Origin of the sequence: Vibrio sp. Vb1026 (assembly GCF_033338745.1) — a bacterium.
GTDB lineage: Bacteria > Pseudomonadota > Gammaproteobacteria > Enterobacterales > Vibrionaceae > Vibrio > Vibrio alginolyticus.
In genome coordinates, this window is sequence record NZ_JAWOTH010000001.1 from 64,485 (window position 1) to 89,216 (window position 24,732).

Genomic DNA, 24,732 nt, shown 5'->3' on the forward strand with positions numbered 1-24,732 from the left:
CAATTTTTGACTTTCTAATCCTTCAGAATTTGCTTTCACTCACAAAAAACATTGTTCATTTCCTTTAAATTGGCTCGACTATTACAACATTGCTCATTAAACGGAGGCTGTATGTGGGCAGGTCAAGGACTCGTTCCTTTTTTAGAGATTAGTCACTGGTTAACTTACGGTTTATATGCCGCTGCGGTTTTATTCGGCGCAGCAAGCATTGCGTCACTCAGAAAATAGTGGCGCACACTATCATTTCCTAACTCCTACTGTTAATTCGAGCTCTCTCACAACTAACTCATTCATTTGTGGCTAATATTTCTCCAACCAGACAAAGGAGAAATGTCTATGCCGATCTATCCAATTGTGGCTTTCTGCTGTTTGTTGTTCTCTAGCGCCACCTTTGCTGCATCAACCAATGAACTGAATCTTGTTAATTCTGGTGTCGGTTACGCGGCTCTGATTATCTTTTCGTTCGCTTACATACTGGTTATGTTGGAAGAGTATCTGAAAATGAGAAAATCCAAGCCTGTGCTGCTCGCTGCAGGGTTAATTTGGATTCTGATTGGCTACACCTTTGCTCAGCACAACCAGCCTGAAATCGCCAAATCCGCACTAGAACACAACTTGTTGGAATATGCCGAGTTGCTGCTGTTTTTGCTCGTGGCGATGACTTACATCAACGCAATGGAAGAACGCAAACTCTTCGATGCCTTACAGGCGTGGATGGTTGGTAAAGGTTTTGGATTCAAAAAGTTGTTCTGGCTGACGGGGTTTCTCGCTTTTGTCATTTCACCGATTGCCGATAACTTAACTACGGCCCTTTTGATGTGCGCTGTAGTGATGAAAGTCTCTGGTGATAATCCTAAGTTCGTCAATCTTGCTTGTATCAACATTGTTATCGCAGCCAACGCTGGCGGTGCATTCAGCCCATTTGGTGATATTACAACCCTGATGGTGTGGCAGGCCGGTCATGTCAGCTTTGCTGAGTTCATTCCGTTGTTTGTACCGTCATTGGTGAACTACTTGGTTCCCGCATTTTTGATGTCACTGTTTGTTCCAAACACAAAACCGAATACGATTCACCAACACGTTGAGCTAAAACGCGGGGCAAGGCGTATTGTCGCGTTGTTCATTTTGACGATTGCCACCGCAGTCTCTTTCCATGCTGTGCTGCACTTCCCACCCGTTATGGGCATGATGATGGGCTTGGCGTACTTACAGTTTTTCGGATATTTTTTGCGCCAAACTCTCAAACACTCACTCGCAAAAAAAGCAGCTATGGCAATTGCCAATGGCGATGATCAGGCATTGAAGCGCTTAGGCTCAGTGGTTCCGTTTGATGTGTTTCATCGTGTGTCTCGAGCCGAATGGGACACCTTGTTGTTCTTCTACGGTGTTGTAATGTGTGTTGGCGGTTTAAGTTTACTTGGCTACCTCGAACTGGTTTCAAACGTCATGTACACGCAATGGAACCCAGTCTGGGCAAACGTAATGGTTGGTGTCCTATCTGCAATCGTCGATAACATTCCGGTTATGTTTGCTGTACTGACCATGGAACCAAGCATGTCGATGGGCAACTGGCTACTGGTCACATTAACCGCAGGTGTCGGGGGCAGTTTGCTTTCCATCGGATCCGCGGCAGGCGTCGCTTTAATGGGAGCCGCGCGTGGACAATACACCTTCTTTGGCCACCTAAAGTGGGCTCCCGTCATCGCCTTGGGTTATGCCGCCAGTATTGCGGTACACTTGTGGATGAATAGCGGTTTATTTACTTAAAAGCACCGACAATCAGGTGCTTAACTTGCAACACAACCTAGCGGTCGGATGGATGGTTAACGCCATCCATCACTTCAATCGCTCCCAACTCATATGGGTTGACGCCCTCTAAGCAGCCGACATTATAGCCATACTCACTCGGGTCAGAACGACGCTGATGGTGCGTATAAATACCGCACTCGCCACAGAAAAAGTGCTTCGCAGTGTGTGTATTAAATTGATACTGCTTCAAGACGTCTTCGCCTTGCATAATACGAATACCGTTCAAAGGTACAGATGCGACAATCGCGCCACGACGTCGACACATAGAACAGTCACACCGTCTCGGTTTCTCAATACCATTGGGTAACGCCAGTTCCAACTCAACTTTTCCACAGTGGCAACTCAGTCGATGTAATGTGTTGATTTGGGTGTTGCCAACTTTCTTAATCATAACTTTTCCTTGTTGTTTTTCTATCTGTGTACATTATGTTAAACAGGTTAATATCATCATAATCTCGTCCAAAAACTCGACATCCATCACTTTTCGCGACATTTTATTGGCCGATTTGTTAGTTGCTATTTTGGCGACTGTCTATCGCGTCCGTGAGACGTATTATCTCCGGCGCGGTTTTTAAACCAAGGAAATTAATTTATGGACAAAGATCATAGCCTAAGAGAGAACCTCTTGGCTCTGACGCTCGGCAGTGCGTTGGTGTCACTTGGGGTGATATTTTTTAGCAAAGTAGGATTGCTCACTGGCGGTACGGCTGGTTTGGCGATCTTCCTAACCAAAGTGAGTGACTTCAGTTTTGGTCAGATATTTTTCGCTCTTAACCTCCCTTTTTATATTTTATCTGTGATGCGCATGGGTTGGCGCTTCACTATCAATACCTTTATTGCGGTTTCGATTGTCTCTTTTGCGGTCGATCATCTGCATCATGTGATTGAGATTTCACGAATCGAACCTTTCTATGCGGCACTTTTGGGTGGTGGGCTGATTGGAATCGGTATGTTGGTAATTTTCCGTCACAAAATGAGTTTGGGTGGCTTTAACATTCTAGCGTTGTACCTTCAGGAACGTTTTGGAGTTCGAGCGGGTAAAGTTCAAATGGCGTTAGATTGTGCCATCGTGGTGATGTCACTGTTCATTGTAGATGTGCACCTTATCGCTCTATCTGTTCTAGGTGCCATCGCAACGAACTTGATTTTGGCGATGAACCATAAACCAGGACGATACCAAGCAAAAGCGCAAGCAGCATAATCATCGCTGCATAGTCAACAACCCTAAAGCCCCCAGCCAGTCGCTCGGGGCTTTTTCATTCAACGCTAAGATCACGTCAACGAGCTCGTTTTGCAGTGCTGCTGCATCTCTTCATCCAATTTAGCTTTATATTTCTGGCTAAGATGGAAGTGTACTTGCATCAACAAGTTATGTGCGTGGAACAGCTCAAACGCGTCGCTACCATTTTGCTGACAAATAGCCTCACAGCGCTCAGCATGCACTTTGGCTTCTTGCGGTTTATCCGCTTTAAGCAAGCTCATCGCTAAGCGATACTCTGCGCGCTCTTCTTGCATCCAACCCGCTGCCACTTTCCAATAGTCTAGCGCGAGTGTCGCTGCTTCTAACATCTTCGATTTTTCCATGCACGTGCGCTCAGCCAGCGCTTCGTACTGACATGCTAAGTTGTTTGCAGTGATCGCGATAGCGCGCGCTAATGGCCCTTCTGCATCGTTCGGCGTCATTCCTAACGCTGCCTTCACCAACCATTGACTCGCCAGTTCAAGCTGAACAAGTGCAGAAAGTTCATTCGAAATCAAAGCGTAAACTCGGCGTTGTTCTTGCTCTTCCAATAATTCCATACTGTCAGTGCCATCTACGAAATAGCGCACAACGGCAATACTGCGTTGAAATGCCAAACTCTCGGCAACCTTGCGTTCATCAAAGTGCTCTAAACAAGTAAGAAACTGTTCTGGGCACTGGAGATGCCCAATAGCGGTATGCAGCATCAATGCGAATATTCGCTCGATTTGGGTAACGTCTTCCACCTCGCTCAGAGCCGTTTCTAGCTTAGCATAAACTTGTTCGGGATTTTCCTCGTGATGCTGCCAACACTCACTCATGAAGGCATCAAAATCCGTTTTGAAAGGCATGTCCTTATTGTCCTTCTTCTATTCGTATAACGATTATGAAACTCTACACTATCGTTACCCCTGTGTAGCACGCTTAATCCCAATACGAGAATCGCCTCACTTAAAGCGGTGTACCTTGCTCCAACGCGAGCAAACGTTGCTTGCGCTCCACTCCACCTGCATACCCAGTCAGTTTTCCGCTTTTGCCAATAACGCGATGACAAGGCACCACGATAGAAATCGGATTCTTCCCGTTTGCTAACCCAACAGCACGCACAGCTTTAGGGTTACCTATCGCATTCGCGAGATCTTGATAGCTCCACGTTTCCCCATATGGAATGGTCGTTAGTGCCTGCCAAACTTGATTTTGAAAATCAGTGCCTGTCGCTGCAAGGGGCAAATCGAATTCGTTGCGCAGACCAGCAAAGTATTCATCCAGTTGGGTGACAGCTTGGCGCAAGACCGGATGCTGCTCGTCTCGCACCCCCAGCTCACTCGGCTTAGTGGTGCATGTTTCAAACCAAATGCCAAGTAAGCCCTCAGCGTTCGATTGGATAGTCACCGTTCCTAGTGGACTCGGCATTTCGGTATAAAATGTTTTCATGATTGATTCCATAAGTGAAACGTCGCGTAGCTTCCCCAAGGGGCCGCAGTGTGCGTATTCAGTGATGGGTAACGCTGCATCGCCTTTTTCACCACTAAGTCTTTATCTAGAAAGCAATCGGGTTGAGATTGCCCTCGCAGTTGAGCATAACTGACGGTCCAAGGTCCAATGCCTTTCAAAGCTAGCCAGTGCTGGGGGTCAGCTTCTGAGTTGTCCTGCATAAACTGGGCGAAGCGCACTAGCGTCTCTTTACGGCTTTGCGGCATGCGCAAAAAGCTCACGTCGGCGTTCGCAATATCACTGGGAGTCGGGAAAAAACGTTTTTCTGACTCTCCACTAAGTGTGGCCACCAATAAGTTAAGTTGACCAATCGCAGCTTTAACCGACACTTGCTGGCCTAAAATCGCTCTAACCCCTGCTTCCCATGCATTCCATACACCAGGAATACGAATACCTTTACTCGACACGAGCCCAGGCGCGACATACTCCAAATGCTGCTCAACAGTACAAATATCAGCGTCAAGATCGAACATACGACGAATGTCAGACACCAAGTTTTGCAGCTTCGTTACGTCTTCAATTTCAAACGCCAGTTCTAAGTATCCTTCACCTTTTGTCGCTTTAAACCAGGCTTTGCTGTTATCCAAAAAAACGTTGCGCTGATAACTCTCATCACTCACTAGCTCAACCCCCTCAACCGCTCGCAAACGATAGAAGTCCAACATGTGCGACCAATTCAACTCACCTCGATAAGGTAAGGCAATTCGATTGCAACCCGCACCATCAAACTCTTTACGGCGTACTTGAGAAGGCGTTAGTTTGAGAAACTTTTGAAAAGCATCGTTAAAGCGGCGCGTACTGTTAAAACCTGACGCAAACCCCACGTCGGTGACCGACATAGAGCTGGAGTGAAGCAACTGTTTGGCGAACATTAGTTGCTGATATTGCGCATACTGCTTGGGTGACATACCTAGATACTGCTCAAACAACATACGTAAGTAACGGTCAGAAATCCCAACACGCTCAGCCAACTCAGACACCGAATGGTGATGCAACTCCCCTCTATCAATTAACGAAATCGCTCGTTGAAAGGTCGTCTCGACACCTTTCCATGCCCAAGATCCAGGCGCGCTATCAGGTCGACAGCGTAAACACGGACGGTACCCTGCTTGAAGGGCTTGCGTCTTATCAGCGAAATACTCAACATTTTCTTCTTTAGGCAAATTTGCCGGGCAAATCGGACGACAAAAGATTCCCGTTGTTTTTACCGCCACATAAAATCGCCCATCAAAACGACTGTCTCGCGCGACTCGCGCCTTGTGACACTGCTCGAAGGTCAGTGAGGTATGGGGGTGAATAAACATAGTGCTTTCCTTGCTCATGCCTTTTGTCATTTATTGTTCATAGGCATCGTTCAATATAGTGTTATTGTAGCTTGCTTAAGCGCCCGCAATTAGCCATTTTCGGAACTCAATATTGAGATTTATTGGCATTAGCGCTTTTGTACACTAGAGTTAGATCCAGAACATCACAACAACGTCGGCTAAAGGGAATTGGCATGGACTTACATACTTGCGTAATTGTATTAAGAAACCAAAAGGTTATTACCAGTAAATCCGTAGATCATTCTATTGGAATTATCGAACGAGACTCAGATAACGAGATCTCAGAAATTCAGATTAATGCGACGGATGGACGTAATATTCGAACTTATCACTACAACAATGTAGAGGAGTCATTAGAGAGCTTAATGAACCTCTGACGGTTTTCTTTAACACACCTTTCTCCCTTGTTAAAAGCGAAAGCAATAGAGCACAGTACATGTGCTCTTTTTTTATTTAACAGCAAAAATGTTTATCGAAAATAATGACAGACCTTGATTTAAAACAGACAATAATCGGCAAATAAACACCCGAATATAAAAATCAAGACATTGATTTAAATAAATAAAAACCAATCATTCAATTTTTTAGAACGAGTTTATCAAAATCCTCCCGTTATTTTTATGTTCGCCTCTACCTAAACTGTTCTCAACAGCACGGGAGCACACGCTTCCCACTCATTGAAAAGAGTCAGAGGACAGAATCATGAAAGCACTATTACAGAAAATTACCACGTCAAACGCAGGTTACAGCGCACTATCACTTCGCGTTCCAATCGGCATTATCTTTATGGCGCACGGCGCACAAAAACTGTTTGGCTGGTTTGGTGGCTACGGCCTAGAAGGCACAGGTCAGTGGATGGCATCTATCGGTTTAGGTCCTGGCGTACTCATGGCGTTACTTGCGGGCAGCGCAGAGTTCTTTGGCGGCTTGTTCATTTTACTTGGTCTGCTAACTCGACCAGCAGCCGTTGCTTTGGCGTTCACGATGGTGGTAGCGATATTCTCTGTCCACTTTGAGAATGGCCTGTTCATGGCAAACAACGGTTACGAGTTTGGCTTGGCATTACTGGCAGCGAGCGTTTCTCTGGCGTTCTCTGGCGCAGGTAAAGCAGCGTTAGATAACTTTTTAAACAAAAAGCTCTCTTAAGGAGGCCTTATGGTTACGGTAAGACATGCAGCAGACCGAGGTCGAGCAAACTTTGGCTGGCTTGATAGCAAACATACGTTTTCTTTTGGTAGCTACTACGATCCTCAACATATGGGCTTTTCTGAGCTGAGAGTCATTAATGACGATGTAGTCAAGCCTGGCGCGGGTTTTGATACACATGGCCACCGTGATATGGAGATCATCAGCTATGTGTTGGAAGGTGTTATCGCACACAAAGACAGTGAAGGTAACGTCAAAACACTACCTGCAGGTGAATTCCAACTCATGTCGGCAGGGAAAGGGATTTACCACAGTGAGTACAATGCATCGAACCAAGATACGCTGCGGTTTCTACAGATTTGGATTCAACCGAACACATTTGGAACCAAACCAGGTTATCAGCAAAAAGATTTTGGTCGCAATCCTGGGTTAACGACTATCGCAACTCCAACTGGAGAAAACGGCACGCTACTTATTAAGCAAGATGCGACTTTGCATCAGTTAATTCTTGAGCCAAGTAGCGAACTAAACTTTGAGATTGAGTCGGGCCGAAATCTATTCATCCATCAAGTGACTGGGAGCCTTAGTGTCGACAATACCACTTTGACGGCTGGCGACGGCGCGAAGATTGAACACCAGAGTAAGGTTGTTTTGCGCAATACATCAAACGAAAGCACAACAGCCCTGTTGTTTGACTTACCATAACTATCGATTCATCGAGAGAAAAACAAAGCCGCCTTGATTTCTCAAGGCGGCTTTTTCGTTTTTCTGACTTTTCATTCAACGCTATTCGTCGGAAGTGCCAGAACCAATTTGCTGAAAACTGTAAGCGGTCAGTGGATCGATCTCTTTGACAATTTCTTCCACTTGCTTAATTGCGTCTACAGACGAGCTAGCTTTACGATAGCTCAAATAGATAGGGCGACACCAATCTTCTACTCCAGACACCTTGTGAAGCTGCCCATTAGCGATAAATGGCTCCACGAGAGAGATTGGTAAGTACGCGGCTCCACCCTTCTCTAAAATAAAGTCCAATGCGATACGCGCTGTTGAAGTGCGTAAATATGGAGCCGGAATCTTAGGGTGACGTTCAGAATGCTCCGAGGAGAAACGCGTCCCCCAGTCAACGTACACATATTTGTTTTCGAAAACGGTGTCTAAAGAATCTTTCTCAGTTGATACCAGAACGAGAACAACATCTGCCACTTTTTTACAGTTAAGCTCATCAGCTTTGATCTGATCGAACGCAAATGCCATATCTAACGTGCGCTCTAGCAAGCTACGACTGAGCATCTCACGTCCCATCACTTCTGCCATGAAGCCATAACCACCAAACGAATCTGTGACGACACTTAAACAATTCTGTAAATAAGCGTCCCAAATGTTTGGCGTGCCACCTAACGTTAGTTGCAGCGCTTTGCCATCTTCAAGCGATAATTCTAGCTTCGCTTGTTGCAATGTAGTGACCATTACCTCGGCATAGCTGATTAAGCGCTCACCTGCAGAGGTCAACTTTATGTTATTTCGATCACGAATAAACAATTGCGTATCGAAGTAACTTTCCAATTGTTTGATACGTGCGCTCACAGCGGCTTGGGTAATATAAAGGTTCTCAGCAGCACGTCCGAAGTGACGAACTCTTGCCAGCTCTAAAAATGTTCGAAAGACTTTTACATCCATAAACCATCTCCTGGTTAATATAAAACCAGATTAACAACTAATTAAAATCATGACGACAAAAAAGTTTTGTTTTTCTTTTGTTAGATTTAAGCCTAATTTTCGCCGTAAGTTCACTACATTCATCAATAACGGTTACAGAGGCTGTTGACATGTCTGACACTGAATTCCGTCATGGCAAAAAACGTTTTTACGATAACGTAAAATTCCCACGCGGCTTTGCAAAGTCTGGCGATTTTACTCTTTCAGAAGAGGAAATCCTAACAATTTATGGGGATACAATGCTTGGCTTAGAGTCAGGCGAATTAACACCTGAAAACAGCGAAGAGAAACACTTCATCAAGGTGTTAGAAAACCCGGGCAAAGCAAAAACAAAACTTGAGCGTACGTGGCTAAAGTACACCCAACTTGCTCGTGGTCGCAAGCGCTTCCATACGCTAAATGGTCGTAACAAGCCTGACGCCACAGAAGAATACATTGAAGAGAGTTTGGTTGAAGACGATTAATAACCAATAACCTAGTTCTCGCCTTTTTCTAGCAGTAGGCGAAAGCTCGTTTGACTTTACTGAGCGAGCAAGACAAGCTCATTTCTTCTCCTAAAGCCCAAGGGGGCATTCTCCCAAGGGCTTTTTTAATATTTGGGTGATGACCGTTTACTTGGCGAGCGTCGCAATCTTTTTCAGAAAGCTCTCTTTCAAATGCTCTTGGTCATATTCCAAGTGATAGGTGTTGTGGAAGCCAATTTTTAGCTCAACACCATTCCCTCTCAAGAAAACGTTGTACCCATCGTAGTCAGAAAACGCTTCTACACCTTCATACATTTTACCAAATTCGGTTGGCGTACCGTTGTTCATCACACATTCGTAAGCCTGTAGTACTTTGCTCGGATCTAACTCATTTTTCATACCGAATTCCTCACTGGTTTACACATTTCAATTATGGTTAAAGAATGAGCGCCATGCCATATCTAACCCATAATATTTGAAGTTCGTGTGCGATTTCGCACTCTGTAGGTTGTTAAAAAACAAGGTTAAGTGCGAAGGCAGAACTTAATTTAGATCATAAATTTTATCTATTGATTCGTCAGTTTCATAATGCAATTTCTTTGTAAAAAATCGTCTTATAAAAGCATTTAGATATAAAAATCGTCGACAAAACCAACATTGGTTAAAGAAAAAGCAAAATTTTGACCTAAAACAATAGCAGTTCGCCATTACTTATTTTATAATGCGAATTAATGTTTCAGTACATCGTCAATTCCAATAACTAGGGGCACAAAATGAGACTTATCCCGTTAACTCGAGCAGCACAAGTAGGTAAGTGGGCAGCTGCGCATATCGCTAAGCGTATCAACGACTTTAAACCTACTGCTGAGCGTCCATTCGTTCTGGGTCTACCAACTGGTGGCACTCCTCTAGCAACCTACAAAGCCTTAATCGAGCTTTACCAAGCCGGCGAAGTGAGCTTCAAAAACGTCGTGACTTTTAACATGGATGAGTACATTGGCATCCCTGCGGATCACCCAGAATCTTACCGCTCGTTCATGTACAACAACTTCTTTAATCACATTGATATTCAAGAAGAAAATATCAACCTACTGAACGGTAACACAGACGATCACGACGCAGAATGTAAGCGTTACGAAGACAAAATTAAGTCTTACGGCAAGATCAACCTGTTCATGGGCGGCGTGGGTAACGACGGTCACATCGCGTTCAACGAGCCAGCGTCATCTCTTTCTTCTCGTACTCGCATCAAGACCCTCACTGAAGACACTCGCATTGCGAACTCTCGCTTCTTTGACGGCGATATCAACCAAGTGCCTAAATACGCGCTGACTATCGGTGTTGGTACGCTTCTAGACTCAGAAGAAGTGATGATCTTGGTCACTGGTCATAACAAAGCTCAGGCACTAGAAGCAGCCGTGGAAGGTTGTGTAAACCATCTATGGACAGTTTCTGCACTTCAGCTTCACCCTAAAGCGGTGATCGTATGCGACGAACCAGCTCAACAAGAACTGAAAGTGAAGACAGTGAAGTACTTCTCTGAGCTAGAAGCAGAAAACATCAAAGGCTTTTAACTCATAGGATGGCAGCCTAGAAATACACTAAAAATACAAAACCCGTGTTGAACACGGGTTTTTTCTTATCTGAACAGCGGGCTTAAGTCGTCAATAAGCTTTAATACCAAACTGACGAAGACGCTTAGGAAGCACTTCATCCAACTTGTCTAGTTCACTCGGTTCGACTTCGATAAGGTTGAAATGATGCTGCTCATAAACAGTACGAATGGTCTCACGGTCGGCCTGAGCCATCTCCCCATCGTCACTTCCCCAAAATTGCAAATAGACTTTACCGCCTGGTAAGTAAAAATCGCTAGTGACATCTTGGTCAATCGGCAACTGACGCTCATAAGCGTGCACTACACCAGCCAAGTACAGCCAGTTGTCGATGAGCAACTCCCCCTTAGAGCGCACGTAATGCCCATCTAATGTTCGGTGCTTGGCTTCAAATTTTTGGCGAAAGCTTGAGTACGATTTATCCGTAGAATGTGACTCCGCATCTTGCCCTAAAAACTCAATGACAGACTGCTTAAGACGCTTGTTACGCAGCACCACATCGTGCCATACGACAAAGGTATTTTGTGTTTCTTTATCGGTTCTTTGCTGCCCACCAGCGCGCACACCAGCTTCTGTGACACTCCATCCCTCTTCGGATTTGGTCAACCAACCCAGTTCACTCAAAAGCTGGTTCATGCGCTTCGCATTCAATTTCAGCTTTTCACCCAGTTGTGTCGCGCTCAATGTTTTCCCTGAGCTGGGAGTCAGCTCAATATGTAAGTTGGTCGGCCAGACGATGAACTGGCCAAATTTAGGGTGATCCACATACTCACCGCCAAACTTTGCTCCTTCTTCGGTCAAAATCCACTTTTCATCTTGGCGAACGATGTAGCCTGCACGTTTGAGATCGGCAAACAGCAGCTTAGCTTCTACCTTGCGCATTTTCGCTAATGCCGACGTCGATATTTTTTCAGACATGTGGGTACCTCATGCTGCTGCAAAATGAACACTATGTCGTCATAGTAACGCATTGATTTCACGGCTTGAAGTCAGGCAAACAAGATTTCGTGTTACAAATAGCAAAGCCAGCGTATAGGTGCTGGCTTTGTTATTTCGGTAAAAAGCGAATGTTATCTAATAAAAGCGATGCATCCTTGCAAAATCACTAAATTCACAATGTCGATGAAGAATGCACCGACAATTGGAACAACCATAAATGCTTGTGGTGATGGACCATATCGACTCACGATGGAGCCCATATTCATGACCGCAGTTGGTGTAGCACCTAACCCAAAACCGCAGTGTCCGCTAGCGATCACCGCCGCATCGTAGTTGCCTCCCATCATGCGGAATGTTACGTAGTAAGTGAACATCGCCAACACTGCCGACTGAATAGCAAGAATAATAAGGAATGGGATCGCAAGATCGAAAATATTCCACAATTTCAAACTCATCAAGGCCATGGCAAGAAATAGAGATAGTGCAACCGTGCCAAGAATATCAACGGTTTCTAAATCAACCTTGCGCGCCTTCGTCACTTCCATGATGTTAGTGATAACAACACCAATAAACAGCGCATACACAAAATCGGGAATCATTAGCCACTTGATGTCAAAACTGCTTACCCAACTCTCCAGATACTTTGCGCCTGTCACGCAAAGTAAAATGATGGACAAACTTTCAACGACTCTTTTCGCTGTGACACGATCTTCCTCATGTTCGTTGTACGTCACCAGTTCAGGGAAACTCTGATGACTTTGATTGGTGCGTCCGTATTCCGATTCCAAGTTGTGTTTGTTTAGTAGCTTTTGTGCAACAGGGCTGCCAATAATCCCGCCCATCACCAAGCCAAATGTAGCAGAAGCCATTGCCACCTCTAGAACATTATGCAAACCATACATTTCTTGAAAAGTTTGCGACCACGCAGCTCCAGTTCCATGTCCGCCAGAAAGCGTAATGGATCCGGCGATCAACCCCATGAGTGGATCTAACCCCAACGCTGTTGCTAAGGACACGCCGACCGCATTTTGGATAAGAATGTAGACCGATGCCACAACTAGGAAGATGAAAACCTTCGCACCGCCTTTAATCAGTTGGGTGTAATTTGCCGCTAAGCCAACGGTTGCAAAAAACATCAGCATAAAGACGTTTTGCAGTGGTAAATCAAAGGAGACATCCACACCATTTAAGTGCATCGTCGTGATGACGCAAGCGACCACTAGACCACCAACAATTGGCTCTGGAATATTAAATTTTTTTAAGGTTGGTAACTTGGTATTGATGAACTGCCCTAAAAACAACACGCAAATTGCGACGAGGAACGACTCCTGTGGGCCGATAGATATTACCTGATTCATGAGACCTCTTTACTCTACTCTTTCTCATTCATTGAGCACGCGCTCAACGTGAGATAGGTGCCTAAGCCAGTCAGATTGCCTCTCGAAACTTTTGTTTTCTAGGCCTCCTTGACCATCAATTCTCATCAAGTAAGAAATAGGCAGACCTAAAATTATGCTAATTATCATTCGGTGAGAATATTCATTTAGAACAGGCGATAAGTGTATTGATGGGAAGAGAAAAACAACACTTCTCAACTTATGAGAAGCAATTAATTTCCATATAAAACAAAACCTCAAAACAACGACCACATAGGTGGATATTTAGAGCGAATGAGACAGGCGGATACACTAGGTTTTAAATTATTACTTTCTCTCTAATGCACTAGGTGTTATACATATATATAACACCATCTCAACCAAGAGATTCACTCATGACTAATTGGCATGATCGCCAACCGATATTTCGACAGTTGGCAGACCAGATCACGCAGCAAATACTGCAAGGTGTCTGGCAAGAAGGCGATGCTCTGCCCTCCGTCCGTAGCATCTCTGCAGATATGAAAATTAACCACCTCACCGTTATGAAAGGCTATCAATTGCTTGTTGATGACGGGCTAGTGGAGAAAAAACGCGGTCAAGGTATGTTTGTCGCTTCAGGAGCAAAGCTCAAATTACTCGCAGACGAGAAGGCACGTTTTCTTCAGCAACAAATTCCGCAGATAGCCGACACAATACAGCGTCTGGATATGTCACTCGACGAATTCATTCAACAACTAAAACCACACTTGAAAGGTGACCAATGAGCGCATTAGTCAGTGTAAACAACGTCTCCAAGCAATATCAGCAACAAGGAGAAGCACTGCATGAAGTGAGTTTCGACCTACATGCAGGACAAGTACTTGGCTTACTCGGCCATAATGGCGCAGGTAAATCAACGCTTATTAATGCCCTACTCGGTGCACATGAATATCAGGGCACTATTCGTATCAACGGATTTGAACCCATTATGCAACGCGACAAGATAATGCAGAGCTTATCCTACATCTCGGATGTCAACGTTCTGCCAGATTGGATGACCGTTGCTCAACTGCTTAACTATACCGAGGGCGTGCACCCAGGGTTCAATCGCGCCCAAGCAGATACGCTACTTCGTCAAACGGACATCAAACCTCGTGCGCGTATCAAATCTTTATCCAAAGGGATGAAGGTGCAATTACACCTCGCGATTGTGATCGCGACCAACACCCAAATCCTCATATTGGATGAACCGACACTCGGGTTAGATCTCGTGTATCGCGAGACGTTTTATCGTCACTTATTGGAATGGTTTCACGACGGCGAGCGCGTGTTGATCATCGCCAGTCATGAAGTATCAGAGATTGAGCACTTGCTGACAGATGTTCTGATTCTTAAGCATGGTCGCCCCGTTCTGCAAACCTCGATGGACAGTATCAGTGAAGACTATTTCATTCTTGAAGCCAACGACGAGCACCGCACACAAATTGAAGCGATGAACCCACTCTCGTCACAAAAAGGCCTCGGTTCAACGAAATGGTTACTCAAAGCCCAGTATGCCCAACAAGCAGAAACAATGGGCTCCATCCATGGGGTGAAATTAGCGGATTTATTTTTAGCATTGCAGAAGGAGGCAGCGTAATGCGTTCAGTTGTCGCGATGTTGCAAAAAGAGTGGTTAGAAAACCCTCTTGTTTTACGTATTCCACTGTTTGTGTTGGCGTGTGGAGTTATTCTCTTTGTGAGTTTAATGAGTAACGACACTCTACAACACAATATGTTTTTCCAAATGAGCTTTGGTGGCGATGTCAGTGACATTCACAAAGAGCTTGGTGATGATGTCAATATGTTGATTACCGGAGGAGCAGGGCTGCTGTCTATCTTGTTAGCCGTTCAGTACTTCCCAAGAACGCTACGCAAAGAACGGGCGGAAGGCAGCATTATGTTTTGGCGCAGTATGCCTGTCAGTGACATAAAAGCCCATTTAGTGAAGCTAGGATTTGGCTTATTGGTGATTCCGCTTGTCTGCTCGGTGCTCGTACTCGCTGCAAATTCAATGTTGTGGTTGCTGAACATCTCTACTGATCACCAATTGGCTTTATTGTACCGCCAAGCCTCGTTAGGTTACGTGCTGCTGCATTGGGGAGAGTTTTTAATCAGAATGTTGTTCGCCGGTATTCTGCTGTTACCGCTGGCATTAACTGCGATGGCTATTTCACAAAAAGTGAACTCACCACTGGTCATTTTGTTTATCGCCATTTATGCGCTGCGTTGGATGCCTATCGCACTTTTTGGTTTCTACGGGCTAGATCAGTTTTTCTCCGAAGTGCTTTACCTTCCGCTGCACGCCATTATTACACCAAACCCATTCAATGCCATTCCTCAAGCGGGTTGGTTAAACGTTGGCATTTACGCCTTCATTGGTATTCTTGGTTGGACAGCTAGCCTCAAGTTCAGCCGAACTATCCAATAATGCTTCGTTCAATAAACGACCAAACCAAGTCATAAAAAAACGGTCACAACCAGTGTTGTGACCGTTTTATTTCGCCTCTAGGAGCTCATCCACTTAACTTTAACCAAGGAATGAAATGTAGCCTTGCAAGATAATTAAGTTGACGATGTCGATAAAGAAAGCGCCCACAATTGGCACCACCATAAATGCTTGTGGCGACGGGCCAAATCGGTTAACGATCGAACCCATGTTCATTACGGCTGTTGGGGTTGCCCCCAAGCCAAAACCGCAGTGCCCCCCTGCAATAACAGCAGCATCGTAGTTGCTTCCCATCACTTTGAACGTAACATAGTACGTAAAGATTGCTAAGACGACAGACTGCACAGCTAAAATAACCAAGAATGGAATCGCTAGATCGAAGATATTCCATAACTTCAAGCTCATCAGAGCCATCGCTAAGAACAGAGATAGCGATACCGTACCTAACATATCGACCGTTTCGGCATCTAACTTACGAATCTTGGTCACTTCCAAGAAATTCGTAATGATCACACCAATGAATAGCGCATATACGAAGTCTGGAATCATCAGCCATGAGATTTCATACGTGCTTACCCATTGCTCGACATACTTGGCCCCAGTAACACAGATCAGTAGGAAGAAGAGTTTCTCCACCACTTTTTTCGCCGTTACTTTATCTTCTTCGTATTCATTGTAAGTCACCAACTCCGGGAATTTCTCGTGAGTTTTGGCATCTCGACCACCACGACCATACTCAGACTCTATGTTGTTCTTTTCCACCAGACGCTGCGCTACAGGGCTACCAATGATACCGCCGATGATCAAACCAAAAGTCGCTGATGCCATTGCAATTTCTAAGACGTTATCCAATCCATACACGTCTTGAAAGGTTTGTGACCACGCAGCACCTGTACCATGACCACCTGACAGAGTAATCGAGCCAGCAATTAACCCCATCAAAGGATCTAAACCGAGCGCCGCCGCAAGTGAAACGCCAACGCCGTTTTGTATGATGATGTAAAACGATGCGACAGCTAAGAAGATAAAAACCTTCGCACCTCCTTTCATCAACTGAGTGTAATTTGCGGCCAAACCAACTGTCGCAAAAAACATTAACATAAACGTATTTTGTAATGGCAAGTCGAACTCTAAGTCGATGCCGTTGAAATGAAGAGCAGTAATCATGCAGGCCACAATAAGACCACCTACAATCGGCTCAGGTATGTTGAATTTCTTTAAAATCGGTAGCTTAGCATTAATAAAATGCCCCAGGAAAAGCACACTGATTGCGACCAAGAAGGACTCCAGTGCACCTACAGATATTAAATGATTCATATCGCCTCTTATTATTGTTCTCTTCATTCTCCGTAATGAATGAGTGTTAGTTTAACCTTCGTTCAATAGCAAATTTTCTCGCTTTATTGTTTCGAAAATACTCAAAAAGTTGGTGTAGATGCGCCTTAGGCTAGTTTAAGGGGCGCTCCTTAAGCGATGTGTCAGTTTTTACGCTGTTAGCAAGCCCTTAAATGTGAAAGGAGCTGATACAGCTCCTTCAAATGGCCCCTCGCAATACCTGTGCGTTATCGCTTGGGGTGTTGTGTTGTGAGTAAATTCTGGGTGACACTTTCTGAACCACTTCGGGCTCCCTTACTTAAACAGAATGTGTCAATTACTATCAAACAAAGTTCCTTCCCGTTGTAACCGCTAAACGCCGAGAGCGCGTTCAAAACAATTGGGTTTGCCTGTTCCTGTCGTAGCTTTTCAACTCTGGCTCATGGTGTATAAACGAGCCGAATCCAAGGAAACTCTCAGGCTGCAACAAACGTTTTCGTCACAACGGAGCAGGATTATAACATATCGCTGATAATTTTCTTCAATTCAGTGACATTCACCACCCCCATAGTTAAACCTTGCAATGATTAACTGCCTATTATCATTTTCACAGATAAAAATCGAAGCACAGTTACTCAGTAAGCTTCTTAGAATACGATGCATAGCTAATAACTTCACCGCCGTTCTTATCCAAGAGGTCTTGATAAACGCCCTAGAGAACCAAGCAGCCGAAATATGCGATGTTATCATGATTGCTTTTCGAGACCGACGTCCCGACTTTGGCTAATGAGTACACCCCCAACTATGCATCAGACAAAAACATGTATAATTTTTTATACAAGTTATTCAATAACAAGAGTCCCACATGAACATTCATTCGCTTTGCGCTGCGCTATTACTCAGCATCGTCTCATCAGCTACAGCAGCTGAAAACATTCGTATTCAATATTCTCCCATAGAGACAACTCATGAAAAAATCGCCCAACAATCGATTCAAAGCAGCGATGTAAACACCATCTTTGTTGAGCTGTCTCAGGCCTACTTTCCATTTGATAAAGCTCTCACGCTGGTTTACGGCGGAGAAGATGGTCCAATGTATGATCCTGATACACACACAATATACGTTCCTTACACTTTTTATTTGGAGTCGCTCAATTACTTCTCCAATAATCAGTATGGAGAACGCTTCGGAAAATCCCCAAAAACAGGGGCGCTAGATACGTTATTGCACACTTTACTTCATGAAGCTGGACATGCTTACATCGAAGATCAAAGCATCCCTGTTCTCGGAAAAGAAGAAGATGCGGTCGATAATTTTGCCACTATTTTAATGATTGACTTCCTAGAAGATGGCGCAGATATGGCCATTAGCGCCGCCGACATGTTCGCATTCGAATCCGACGACAGACCGGACTACTACGATTTTGGCGAGTACATTGACGAACACAGCTTTGATTTGCAGCGTTACTTTTCAACGTTATGTTTGGTGTACGGTAGTGATCCTGAGCAATACAAAGCCTTACTCGATGAAGTAGAAAAAGACTACCTGCGTGATCGCAAAGAGTTCTGCCAATTCAATTACGGCAACATTCGCGACAATTGGCTGCATTACTTGCAAAACAATGAACCAAAAGAAAATTCGCCACGTAAAAGCGATTAGAAAATCTCAAATAAGAAGACCGCAATGACAAACCTCACCATATTTTATGACGGAACCTGCCCGCTTTGTGCCAAAGAGATGAAGGCGCTAAAACAACGCGATTCCAAGCAGCACATCAAAACCGTCGATATCTATAGTGATACATTCGCAGATTATCCGCAGATCGATCCTGAACAAGCCAACACCATTTTGCACGCCCTCAACGAAAAGGGGGAGCTTCTGCTTGGGTTGGACGTGACTCATCGTGCGTGGCAATTAGTTGGTCGCGGTTGGCTCTACGCTCCACTGCGTTGGCGCCTCGTTAAACCTGTTGCTGACTGGCTTTACCTCAAATTCGCAAAGAATAGGTATCGCGTCTCATATTGGTTAACAGGGACTTCTCGTTGCAATAGTGGGTCGTGTTCACGTTAATTGTGATCCCGCTTAAAAATGCTACGACCTTCGTCTAGATTTACAAATTTCCAGTACTTCTGATTGATTAACTCGGTTAATCTCTAAGCATTACAACAATAAGTATTAACACTTTTATCAGGCAAGCTTATTCAGCTTGTCACTTGTAACGCTGCGCCGAGAGAAGGACGTCTCTATGAATCTGACGATCAGAAAACGACTATATATCCTTTCAATAATTCCAATTCTAACTATGGCAATAGGCATGATGTGGTTCACCTACGTACAAACCACGGCCTACAACGAGCACGAGATTGAGCAAACTCGAAGTCGAATGATGGAGATGAAAAAAGCCGAACTCAAAAGTTACGTACAAATGGCGCGTTCCGCTGTCGAACCGCTACTCGCACAAAATGCCCCACTGGAAGAGGCTCTGCCTATCTTGAAACAACTAGAGTTTGGTCAATCCGGCTACATCTTTGGTTATGATTCAAAAGGCGTTCGCGTCGTGGTGGGTAAAAACACCAAAGGCATCGGGGAAAACTTCTATAACTTGCAGGACAAGAAAGGCAATTACCTGATTCAGGATTTGATCAAAAATGCCAAAACTGGTGAGTTCACGACTTATTACTTCCCGAAACTCGGTCAGAGTGAAGCACTACCGAAACTCAGCTACTCAGTCTTTATTCCTGAATGGAACTTGATGTTAGGAACGGGTTTCTACACGGACGATATCGACGCCATTGTGGCAGACATGGAAAAAGCCGCACACGAAGATCTCAACACCACACTAACTGCGATAGCCCTGTTTTGTGCCTCGATTACAGCGATAGTTGCAGTCTTTGCCGTGTTTGTTAACCGCAGCATCATGAAGCCTATTGAGCAGTTTGATGCTTCAATTCACTCTTTCGCGCAAGGCGATGCAGATTTAACCGCGCGCATGGAAGAATCGAGCGTGCCGGAGTTCACCCAACTTAGCCGTAACTTCAATATCTTCGTTGAAAGCCTGCAAGGCATCATCAAGAGTGTTAGCCATGTCGGACAAGAAGTGGTTTCAGAGACCAACGAGATGTCACAGCGTGCATCGCAAGTGGACGAGTTAGCTTCAGGTCAACGTGAAGAAACCGAACAGGTCGCTGCGGCAATGACTGAGATGACAGCAACGGCGCACGAGATTTCAAACAACGCTAACCAAGCCGCGCAATCAGCCAGAGACGCCGATGAAAACTCACAACAAGCAAAACACATTGTTGATTCGGCAGCGAACTCTGTCGAAGCGCTCGCGCTAGAGGTGTCGGAAGCCAGCACGGTAATTTCTCGTTTAGAGAGCGACGTACAAAACATTTCTTCTTCGCTAGAAGTGATTCAAGACATTGCCGAGCAAACCAACCTATTGGCACTAAACGCAGCCATTGAAGCAGCCCGTGCAGGCGAACAAGGTCGAGGCTTCGCAGTCGTTGCCGATGAGGTTCGTAAACTGGCAAGTCGCACTCAAGACAGCACAGGCGAAATTCACCAAATGATTGAGCAGTTGAAGTCTGGCTCGGATGCAGCAGTGAAAGCCATGGGCTCAAGCCAAGCGCGTGGTGAAGCAACGGTTGAGGAAGCACGAGCTGCCTCTGCCGCACTGCAAGAAATCCAAGCCGCAATTGCTAACATCATGGACATGAACACCCTGATCGCAACAGCAACCGAAGAGCAAAGCCAAGTTGGCCAAGAGATTTCACAACGCATCGAAGTCATCTCTCAACAAAGCAGCCAATCGGCACACCTTGCGAATCAAAACCGCGCAGGTAGTGGCAACCTAAACCACAAAGCTAACGAGCTGTACGACTTGGTCGGTCGCTTTACGGTCTAGAGCTTTCCTCAAACACTCAACATGCAAACAGCGACGCCAAAACGTCGCTGTTTTTATTTCTGCTATCATAATGCGACTTAGCTATAATGCCGCCAACTTAGCACCCACAAGGGCAAACAAGATGATTATTATGACCACCAATTTCGGTGACATCGAAATTGAATTGAACCTAGAACGAGCGCCAGTTAGCTCAAAGAACTTCAAAAAATACTGTGAAGATGGCTTCTACGACGGCACCATTTTCCACCGCGTTATCGACGGCTTTATGATCCAAGGTGGCGGTCATACCGAAGACATGGCAGAAAAGCCAACATGCGCCCCTATCGCGAACGAAGCAAACCGTGGTCTAAAAAACCTTGTTGGTACTATCGCAATGGCGCGTACCGATGCTCCGCACTCTGCAACGGCACAGTTCTTCATTAACTTGGAAGACAATGATTTCCTAGACCACACCGCAACCACCAACCTAGGCTGGGGCTACGCCGTGTTTGGTAAAGTGACCGCGGGTATGGATGTCGTAAACCGCATCGCGAAAGTGAAAACGACCTCTAAACTTGGTCACGATGATGTGCCATGCGATCCAATCATTATCGAGAAAGTGACGATCAGCGAATAAGCCCATTCGCCTCTTCGGAGAAATCGTCGCTATAAAACGAAGAAAGCGCCTAATGTCTTATGACCTAGGCGCTTTTTGTTTTTATTGCTGAAAAAAATGAGCAGCGAGTTTACAGTGTAAAAAGTGAGCAGCTCTAGCGATTACATCCCTTTGAACAAACTTTGAGATGCACGGCTCACCGGGAGCCTGTTCTCTCCAACGTGAACAAACATTCTGCCAGCAAAGTCTTTGTTTACTTTGCTAATTTTGCACACTTGCACCACGCTTGAACGGTGCACTTGCCAGAACTGTTCTGGGTTAAGCTGCCCTATCAACTCTTTCAACGATGTACGAATCAAATACTCCTGCACTTTGCCTTGTCCTTGTTGTGCATACACAGAAACGTATTTTTCTTCCGCTTTGAAATACAACACATCAGACGTGGCAATCAGATGAATATCTTCCCCTTGCGTCGCTTTGATCCACTGAAGATATTGCGGCGTTTGTGGCGCGGATAATTGTTGTAACTGTTCTAACAGGCTGCTCATCTGCACATTACTGCTCTCTTGCTCTCGCTTAGCAAGGCGTGCTTTCACTCTTTCACACGTCGTCATCAGGCGCTCATCCGAGATAGGCTTGAGCAAATAATCGGCGGCATTTTGTTCAAAGGCTTTGATGGCGTAATCATCGTACGCAGTGACAAACACAATCAAAGGTGGATTGGCGAGTTGATTGAGTTTTTGCGCTAGTGTCATGCCATCCAGAACTGGCATACGAATATCAAGAAACGCAATGTCAGGTTGGTTTTGCTCAATGGCTTGCAACGCTTGTTCACCATCCGCGACTTTGGCTATCACCTCTAGCTCTGGCCACACTTCAGCTAGGCTTTTATCAAGATGGCGCCTCAGTAGCGGTTCATCATCAGCAATAATGGCAGTAAACCCTGTATTCATTCCTTTCTTCCTTGATTACGATTCCATTGGCCAGCGCAAGCGAACACAAACGCCACCCTGAGCAGACTCACTGATAGAAACCTCTCCTTGCCCTGCGAACAAAGCTTCAACTCGCTGCTTGAGATTACTTAAACCCACGCCAGAGCCCATGTGCCCACTAACGTGATTCAAGCCAACACCGGTGTCTCTGACTTCAATCTTCAAGTTCTGTTGTTCGCGCTTGATGAGCAAACGGACTTCACCACCCTCTCGCTTCGGCTCAATACCATGGATGATAGCGTTCTCTATTAAGGGTTGTAGCATCATCGGCGGTAACTCGGTTCTGCCCAAACCCTCTTCCACCTCAATCTTGTAACTGAGTCGTTCACCCAAACGAGTTTGTTGAATACCTAAGTAAGCCTCAATTAACGCCGTTTCATCGTCGATGGTGGTGCGTTCTTCACGTGAGCTTTTAAGCGTTGCACGCAGTAGCGCGGTTAATTGTTCTAGCATCAGCTTGGCTTTATCGACATCTTGCGACATGAGCGCGCTGATATTCGCCAAGGTATTAAATAAGAAATGCGGTTCAATCTGGCTTTGCATCTGCTTAAGTTGACTCAGCAGCAGCGCACGGTCTTGCTCTGCTTTCTCGCGTTTGATGGCCTCCAACTCTCGCTGAGCGACCGCATGTTGCTCGCGTGAGTAGAAATAGAAAAAGCACATGGCGCTGAATAACAATCCCATCAGACCAACCGACAGCATACTTGAGATACCGAAGTATTCCCCAAGCCAAAGCTGGGCGTTCACCACACCAAACAATAGGCAAGCCGTCAGCGAGATAGCCACTTCCACCAAACGAGGAATGGTAGGAAACAGGCGGTCGACAAGCCATGAGAAGAAGATAGCCGAATAGCCAAATCCAAAGCTAACCGCCACATGAATATAAAATGGACCGCCCCAAACCGAGAGCGTCATTGCTGCAATAAAGAAACAAAATGCCGTGGTCACTAATAAGCTACGCGGCCATCCACTTTTCACCACTGATTTTGCTGAACACATTTAGAATTTCCCTTTGATGTTAAATACAATCATATGCTTATCATTGATTTGTGCGTAAGCAGATTGGTCGTCTCCGGTTAAAAAGCGTGCGGCAACTTCCACTTCTACACTTTGATCGCCAGTATCAATCCATTGGTAGTTAAGCCACTGCGTGACAATCACACCACCATCTTGTGGCGACAACATCACATCCAACGTAGGGGTTACATCACTTAGCCAGCCCATATCCGCTTTACCGTTCCATGCAGCCCACGCTTCCACATCCCAACTCCAGTGCAGCATTACATTATGCTGAACGATATTGGCATGCTGAAACCCTTGGGCGTAGCTTGTCGCAAGTAGAGACGTTTGGGAATTAAGGGGTTGAGAGAGTAATTCGCCACGCTCTATTGCTTGTTGCCATTCGCTTTTCGACCATGCTCGGCTGTCGTACCAATATTCAGCAATCACGTTGTGTCCGGCTTGGTTTGCCCAGTTCACCCCAACTAAGGCTTGGAATGCGCTTCCCTGCTCCTCAACTGAAACGGGTTGGTAAAGATCGTCTTGCTGAAACTGATAGCCGACACTTTGCTTTTGCCACAGCATTGATCCGTGCATGGCGATGGATTCATCCCACACGGCAATGGCACTGGCTCCGAGTAAACCTCGGCGCACATCATCGTAATAACCAATAAGTTGATACTCGGTGTCACCCACCAGCGCGTATCGACGAATACCAACACCTTGCTGCTCTGCGGCTTGATCAAGTGCACTTTGGTTTTGTTGCCCCCAGCTTGAATCGGTCGCAATGACGGTCCACTCGCCGGCCATATCATAGTGTGAAAGTGAAAACACACCCGCCCCCTCTTCTGCGACTAAGCCAACCGGGTTTTGTCGATAAGGCTTAAACAGATCCAAAGGTCGGTAGCCATAACCCACGCCCCAATCCACACGCAACTTACCTAAACTCACATCAAGAGTGGTATCACCGACTTGCCATTCCCCTAGCCAAGCCAGCTCTCTAATCAGCAACTGGTTATCAGCTTCACTCCACCAATCACTCTTTCCTTGTTGATTGAGGTACAAACCTTGGCTATACAGAGCGAACAAACCACTGAAGTTCTGATAATTCACCTGCACATCCAACAGTGCATTAAGTGAATCACGAGAGCTGCTCTGCGCCTGCATAAATGCGCTATCACGCTGCTTGGCCGTTTCGTAACTGACAGCCCAATCCCACTCAAAACTCAGTTCATCATTGGCAAAAGCAGGGGCTGACGCGCCCACACACAATGAGGCAGCAATCAACAAACTGGTGCTTTTGGTAAAGTTAGGCTGGCGCGATTTCATG

26 protein-coding genes are annotated in these 24,732 nt (G+C 45.4%); 14 read left to right on the forward strand and 12 right to left on the reverse strand.

Features of this window, described 5'->3' with window-relative positions:
- The first annotated feature begins 336 nt into the window (after positions 1-336).
- On the forward strand, positions 337-1,767 hold the full coding sequence (gene nhaD / locus R7E47_RS00340; protein ID WP_054576508.1) for a sodium:proton antiporter NhaD: 1,431 nt from the start codon (positions 337-339) through the stop codon (positions 1,765-1,767).
- 37 nt (positions 1,768-1,804) lie between these two features.
- Here the strand turns inward: nhaD and R7E47_RS00345 are convergent, their stop codons facing one another.
- Positions 1,805-2,200 carry a GFA family protein gene (locus tag R7E47_RS00345; protein WP_053308033.1) on the reverse strand — a complete coding sequence of 132 codons (396 nt, stop codon included), beginning with the start codon at positions 2,198-2,200 and terminating at the stop codon, positions 1,805-1,807.
- 201 nt (positions 2,201-2,401) lie between these two features.
- Between R7E47_RS00345 and R7E47_RS00350 the strand changes: the two genes are divergently transcribed.
- On the forward strand, positions 2,402-3,010 hold the full coding sequence (locus R7E47_RS00350; RefSeq protein ID WP_005374427.1) for a YitT family protein: 609 nt from the start codon (positions 2,402-2,404) through the stop codon (positions 3,008-3,010).
- A gap of 71 nt (positions 3,011-3,081) precedes the next feature.
- On the opposite strand, the gene R7E47_RS00355 is transcribed toward R7E47_RS00350, so the two are convergent.
- The 3 genes from R7E47_RS00355 to R7E47_RS00365 all read right to left on the reverse strand — a co-directional run bounded on the left by R7E47_RS00355 (position 3,082) and on the right by R7E47_RS00365 (position 5,847).
- Complete coding sequence (locus R7E47_RS00355) at positions 3,082-3,900, reverse strand: hypothetical protein (protein WP_318083501.1); 819 nt, start codon at positions 3,898-3,900, stop codon at positions 3,082-3,084.
- A gap of 100 nt (positions 3,901-4,000) precedes the next feature.
- Positions 4,001-4,483 (reverse strand): methylated-DNA--[protein]-cysteine S-methyltransferase, encoded by a 483-nt coding sequence (locus tag R7E47_RS00360; protein WP_005374431.1) that lies wholly within the window; start codon positions 4,481-4,483, stop codon positions 4,001-4,003.
- Positions 4,480-5,847 carry an AlkA N-terminal domain-containing protein gene (locus R7E47_RS00365; RefSeq protein ID WP_085569478.1) on the reverse strand — a complete coding sequence of 456 codons (1,368 nt, stop codon included), beginning with the start codon at positions 5,845-5,847 and terminating at the stop codon, positions 4,480-4,482. Before R7E47_RS00365 ends, R7E47_RS00360 begins: the two co-directional genes overlap by 4 nt.
- A 194-nt stretch (positions 5,848-6,041) precedes the next feature.
- On the opposite strand from R7E47_RS00365, the gene R7E47_RS00370 reads away from it, so the two are divergent.
- The 3 genes from R7E47_RS00370 (at position 6,042) to R7E47_RS00380 (ending at position 7,719) form a co-directional block, all read left to right on the forward strand.
- Positions 6,042-6,245, forward strand: a complete 204-nt coding sequence (locus tag R7E47_RS00370) for a hypothetical protein (protein WP_017633816.1) — start codon at positions 6,042-6,044, stop codon at positions 6,243-6,245.
- Positions 6,246-6,570: 325 nt separating this feature from the next.
- Complete coding sequence (locus R7E47_RS00375; RefSeq protein ID WP_005374434.1) at positions 6,571-7,014, forward strand: DoxX family protein; 444 nt, start codon at positions 6,571-6,573, stop codon at positions 7,012-7,014.
- A gap of 9 nt (positions 7,015-7,023) precedes the next feature.
- The gene (locus R7E47_RS00380) at positions 7,024-7,719 is read left to right on the forward strand and encodes a pirin family protein (RefSeq protein ID WP_238970634.1); all 696 of its coding nucleotides are present in this window, start codon (positions 7,024-7,026) and stop codon (positions 7,717-7,719) included.
- A gap of 81 nt (positions 7,720-7,800) precedes the next feature.
- Here R7E47_RS00380 and R7E47_RS00385 read toward each other — a convergent pair whose 3' ends face one another.
- A complete protein-coding gene (locus tag R7E47_RS00385) occupies positions 7,801-8,694 on the reverse strand; it encodes a LysR family transcriptional regulator (RefSeq protein WP_005374436.1) in 894 nt (297 codons plus the stop codon).
- A 149-nt stretch (positions 8,695-8,843) separates the two neighbouring features.
- Here R7E47_RS00385 and R7E47_RS00390 point away from each other — a divergent pair, with 149 nt between their 5' ends.
- Positions 8,844-9,197 (forward strand): DUF413 domain-containing protein, encoded by a 354-nt coding sequence (locus R7E47_RS00390; RefSeq protein WP_005374439.1) that lies wholly within the window; start codon positions 8,844-8,846, stop codon positions 9,195-9,197.
- Between the two features lie 147 nt (positions 9,198-9,344).
- On the opposite strand, the gene R7E47_RS00395 is transcribed toward R7E47_RS00390, so the two are convergent.
- The gene (locus tag R7E47_RS00395) at positions 9,345-9,596 is read right to left on the reverse strand and encodes a DUF3081 domain-containing protein (RefSeq protein WP_005374440.1); all 252 of its coding nucleotides are present in this window, start codon (positions 9,594-9,596) and stop codon (positions 9,345-9,347) included.
- Positions 9,597-9,970: 374 nt separating this feature from the next.
- On the opposite strand from R7E47_RS00395, the gene nagB reads away from it, so the two are divergent.
- Positions 9,971-10,771, forward strand: coding sequence for a glucosamine-6-phosphate deaminase (nagB, locus tag R7E47_RS00400; protein ID WP_005374441.1), 801 nt, complete (start codon positions 9,971-9,973; stop codon positions 10,769-10,771).
- Positions 10,772-10,861: 90 nt separating this feature from the next.
- Here the strand turns inward: nagB and R7E47_RS00405 are convergent, their stop codons facing one another.
- A complete protein-coding gene (locus R7E47_RS00405; RefSeq protein WP_005374442.1) occupies positions 10,862-11,728 on the reverse strand; it encodes a hypothetical protein in 867 nt (288 codons plus the stop codon).
- A 152-nt stretch (positions 11,729-11,880) separates the two neighbouring features.
- A complete protein-coding gene (gene gltS, locus R7E47_RS00410; RefSeq protein WP_005374443.1) occupies positions 11,881-13,107 on the reverse strand; it encodes a sodium/glutamate symporter in 1,227 nt (408 codons plus the stop codon).
- Between the two features lie 413 nt (positions 13,108-13,520).
- Between gltS (R7E47_RS00410) and R7E47_RS00415 the strand changes: the two genes are divergently transcribed.
- Genes R7E47_RS00415 through R7E47_RS00425 form a run of 3 tightly spaced genes read left to right on the forward strand, consistent with a single transcriptional unit; the run spans position 13,521 to position 15,576 of the window.
- On the forward strand, positions 13,521-13,892 hold the full coding sequence (locus tag R7E47_RS00415) for a GntR family transcriptional regulator (RefSeq protein ID WP_005374444.1): 372 nt from the start codon (positions 13,521-13,523) through the stop codon (positions 13,890-13,892).
- Complete coding sequence (locus tag R7E47_RS00420) at positions 13,889-14,746, forward strand: ABC transporter ATP-binding protein (RefSeq protein ID WP_005383221.1); 858 nt, start codon at positions 13,889-13,891, stop codon at positions 14,744-14,746. The genes R7E47_RS00415 and R7E47_RS00420 overlap by 4 nt, the downstream gene beginning before the upstream one ends.
- A complete protein-coding gene (locus R7E47_RS00425; RefSeq protein ID WP_025768731.1) occupies positions 14,746-15,576 on the forward strand; it encodes a membrane protein in 831 nt (276 codons plus the stop codon). Before R7E47_RS00420 ends, R7E47_RS00425 begins: the two co-directional genes overlap by 1 nt.
- Positions 15,577-15,675: 99 nt before the next feature.
- Here R7E47_RS00425 and gltS (R7E47_RS00430) read toward each other — a convergent pair whose 3' ends face one another.
- Entirely contained in the window at positions 15,676-16,911 is a 1,236-nt protein-coding gene (gltS, locus tag R7E47_RS00430) for a sodium/glutamate symporter (protein WP_025768730.1), read from the reverse strand.
- 862 nt (positions 16,912-17,773) lie between these two features.
- Here gltS (R7E47_RS00430) and R7E47_RS00435 point away from each other — a divergent pair.
- The 4 genes from R7E47_RS00435 (at position 17,774) to R7E47_RS00450 (ending at position 21,432) form a co-directional block, all read left to right on the forward strand.
- The gene (locus tag R7E47_RS00435) at positions 17,774-18,568 is read left to right on the forward strand and encodes a DUF4344 domain-containing metallopeptidase (RefSeq protein ID WP_182038571.1); all 795 of its coding nucleotides are present in this window, start codon (positions 17,774-17,776) and stop codon (positions 18,566-18,568) included.
- 24 nt (positions 18,569-18,592) lie between these two features.
- A complete protein-coding gene (locus R7E47_RS00440) occupies positions 18,593-18,979 on the forward strand; it encodes a thiol-disulfide oxidoreductase DCC family protein (protein ID WP_182038569.1) in 387 nt (128 codons plus the stop codon).
- A 175-nt stretch (positions 18,980-19,154) separates the two neighbouring features.
- Complete coding sequence (locus R7E47_RS00445; protein WP_258634763.1) at positions 19,155-20,816, forward strand: methyl-accepting chemotaxis protein; 1,662 nt, start codon at positions 19,155-19,157, stop codon at positions 20,814-20,816.
- 121 nt (positions 20,817-20,937) lie between these two features.
- Positions 20,938-21,432 (forward strand): peptidylprolyl isomerase, encoded by a 495-nt coding sequence (locus R7E47_RS00450; protein WP_238975634.1) that lies wholly within the window; start codon positions 20,938-20,940, stop codon positions 21,430-21,432.
- Positions 21,433-21,572: 140 nt separating this feature from the next.
- Here R7E47_RS00450 and R7E47_RS00455 read toward each other — a convergent pair whose 3' ends face one another.
- The 3 genes from R7E47_RS00455 to R7E47_RS00465 are packed head-to-tail and all read right to left on the reverse strand — an operon-like array spanning position 21,573 to position 24,731.
- On the reverse strand, positions 21,573-22,364 hold the full coding sequence (locus R7E47_RS00455; RefSeq protein WP_318083509.1) for a LytTR family DNA-binding domain-containing protein: 792 nt from the start codon (positions 22,362-22,364) through the stop codon (positions 21,573-21,575).
- 15 nt (positions 22,365-22,379) lie between these two features.
- The gene (locus R7E47_RS00460) at positions 22,380-23,402 is read right to left on the reverse strand and encodes a sensor histidine kinase (protein ID WP_318083511.1); all 1,023 of its coding nucleotides are present in this window, start codon (positions 23,400-23,402) and stop codon (positions 22,380-22,382) included.
- A complete protein-coding gene (locus tag R7E47_RS00465; RefSeq protein WP_318083513.1) occupies positions 23,403-24,731 on the reverse strand; it encodes a hypothetical protein in 1,329 nt (442 codons plus the stop codon).
- Position 24,732 lies beyond the last annotated feature (1 nt).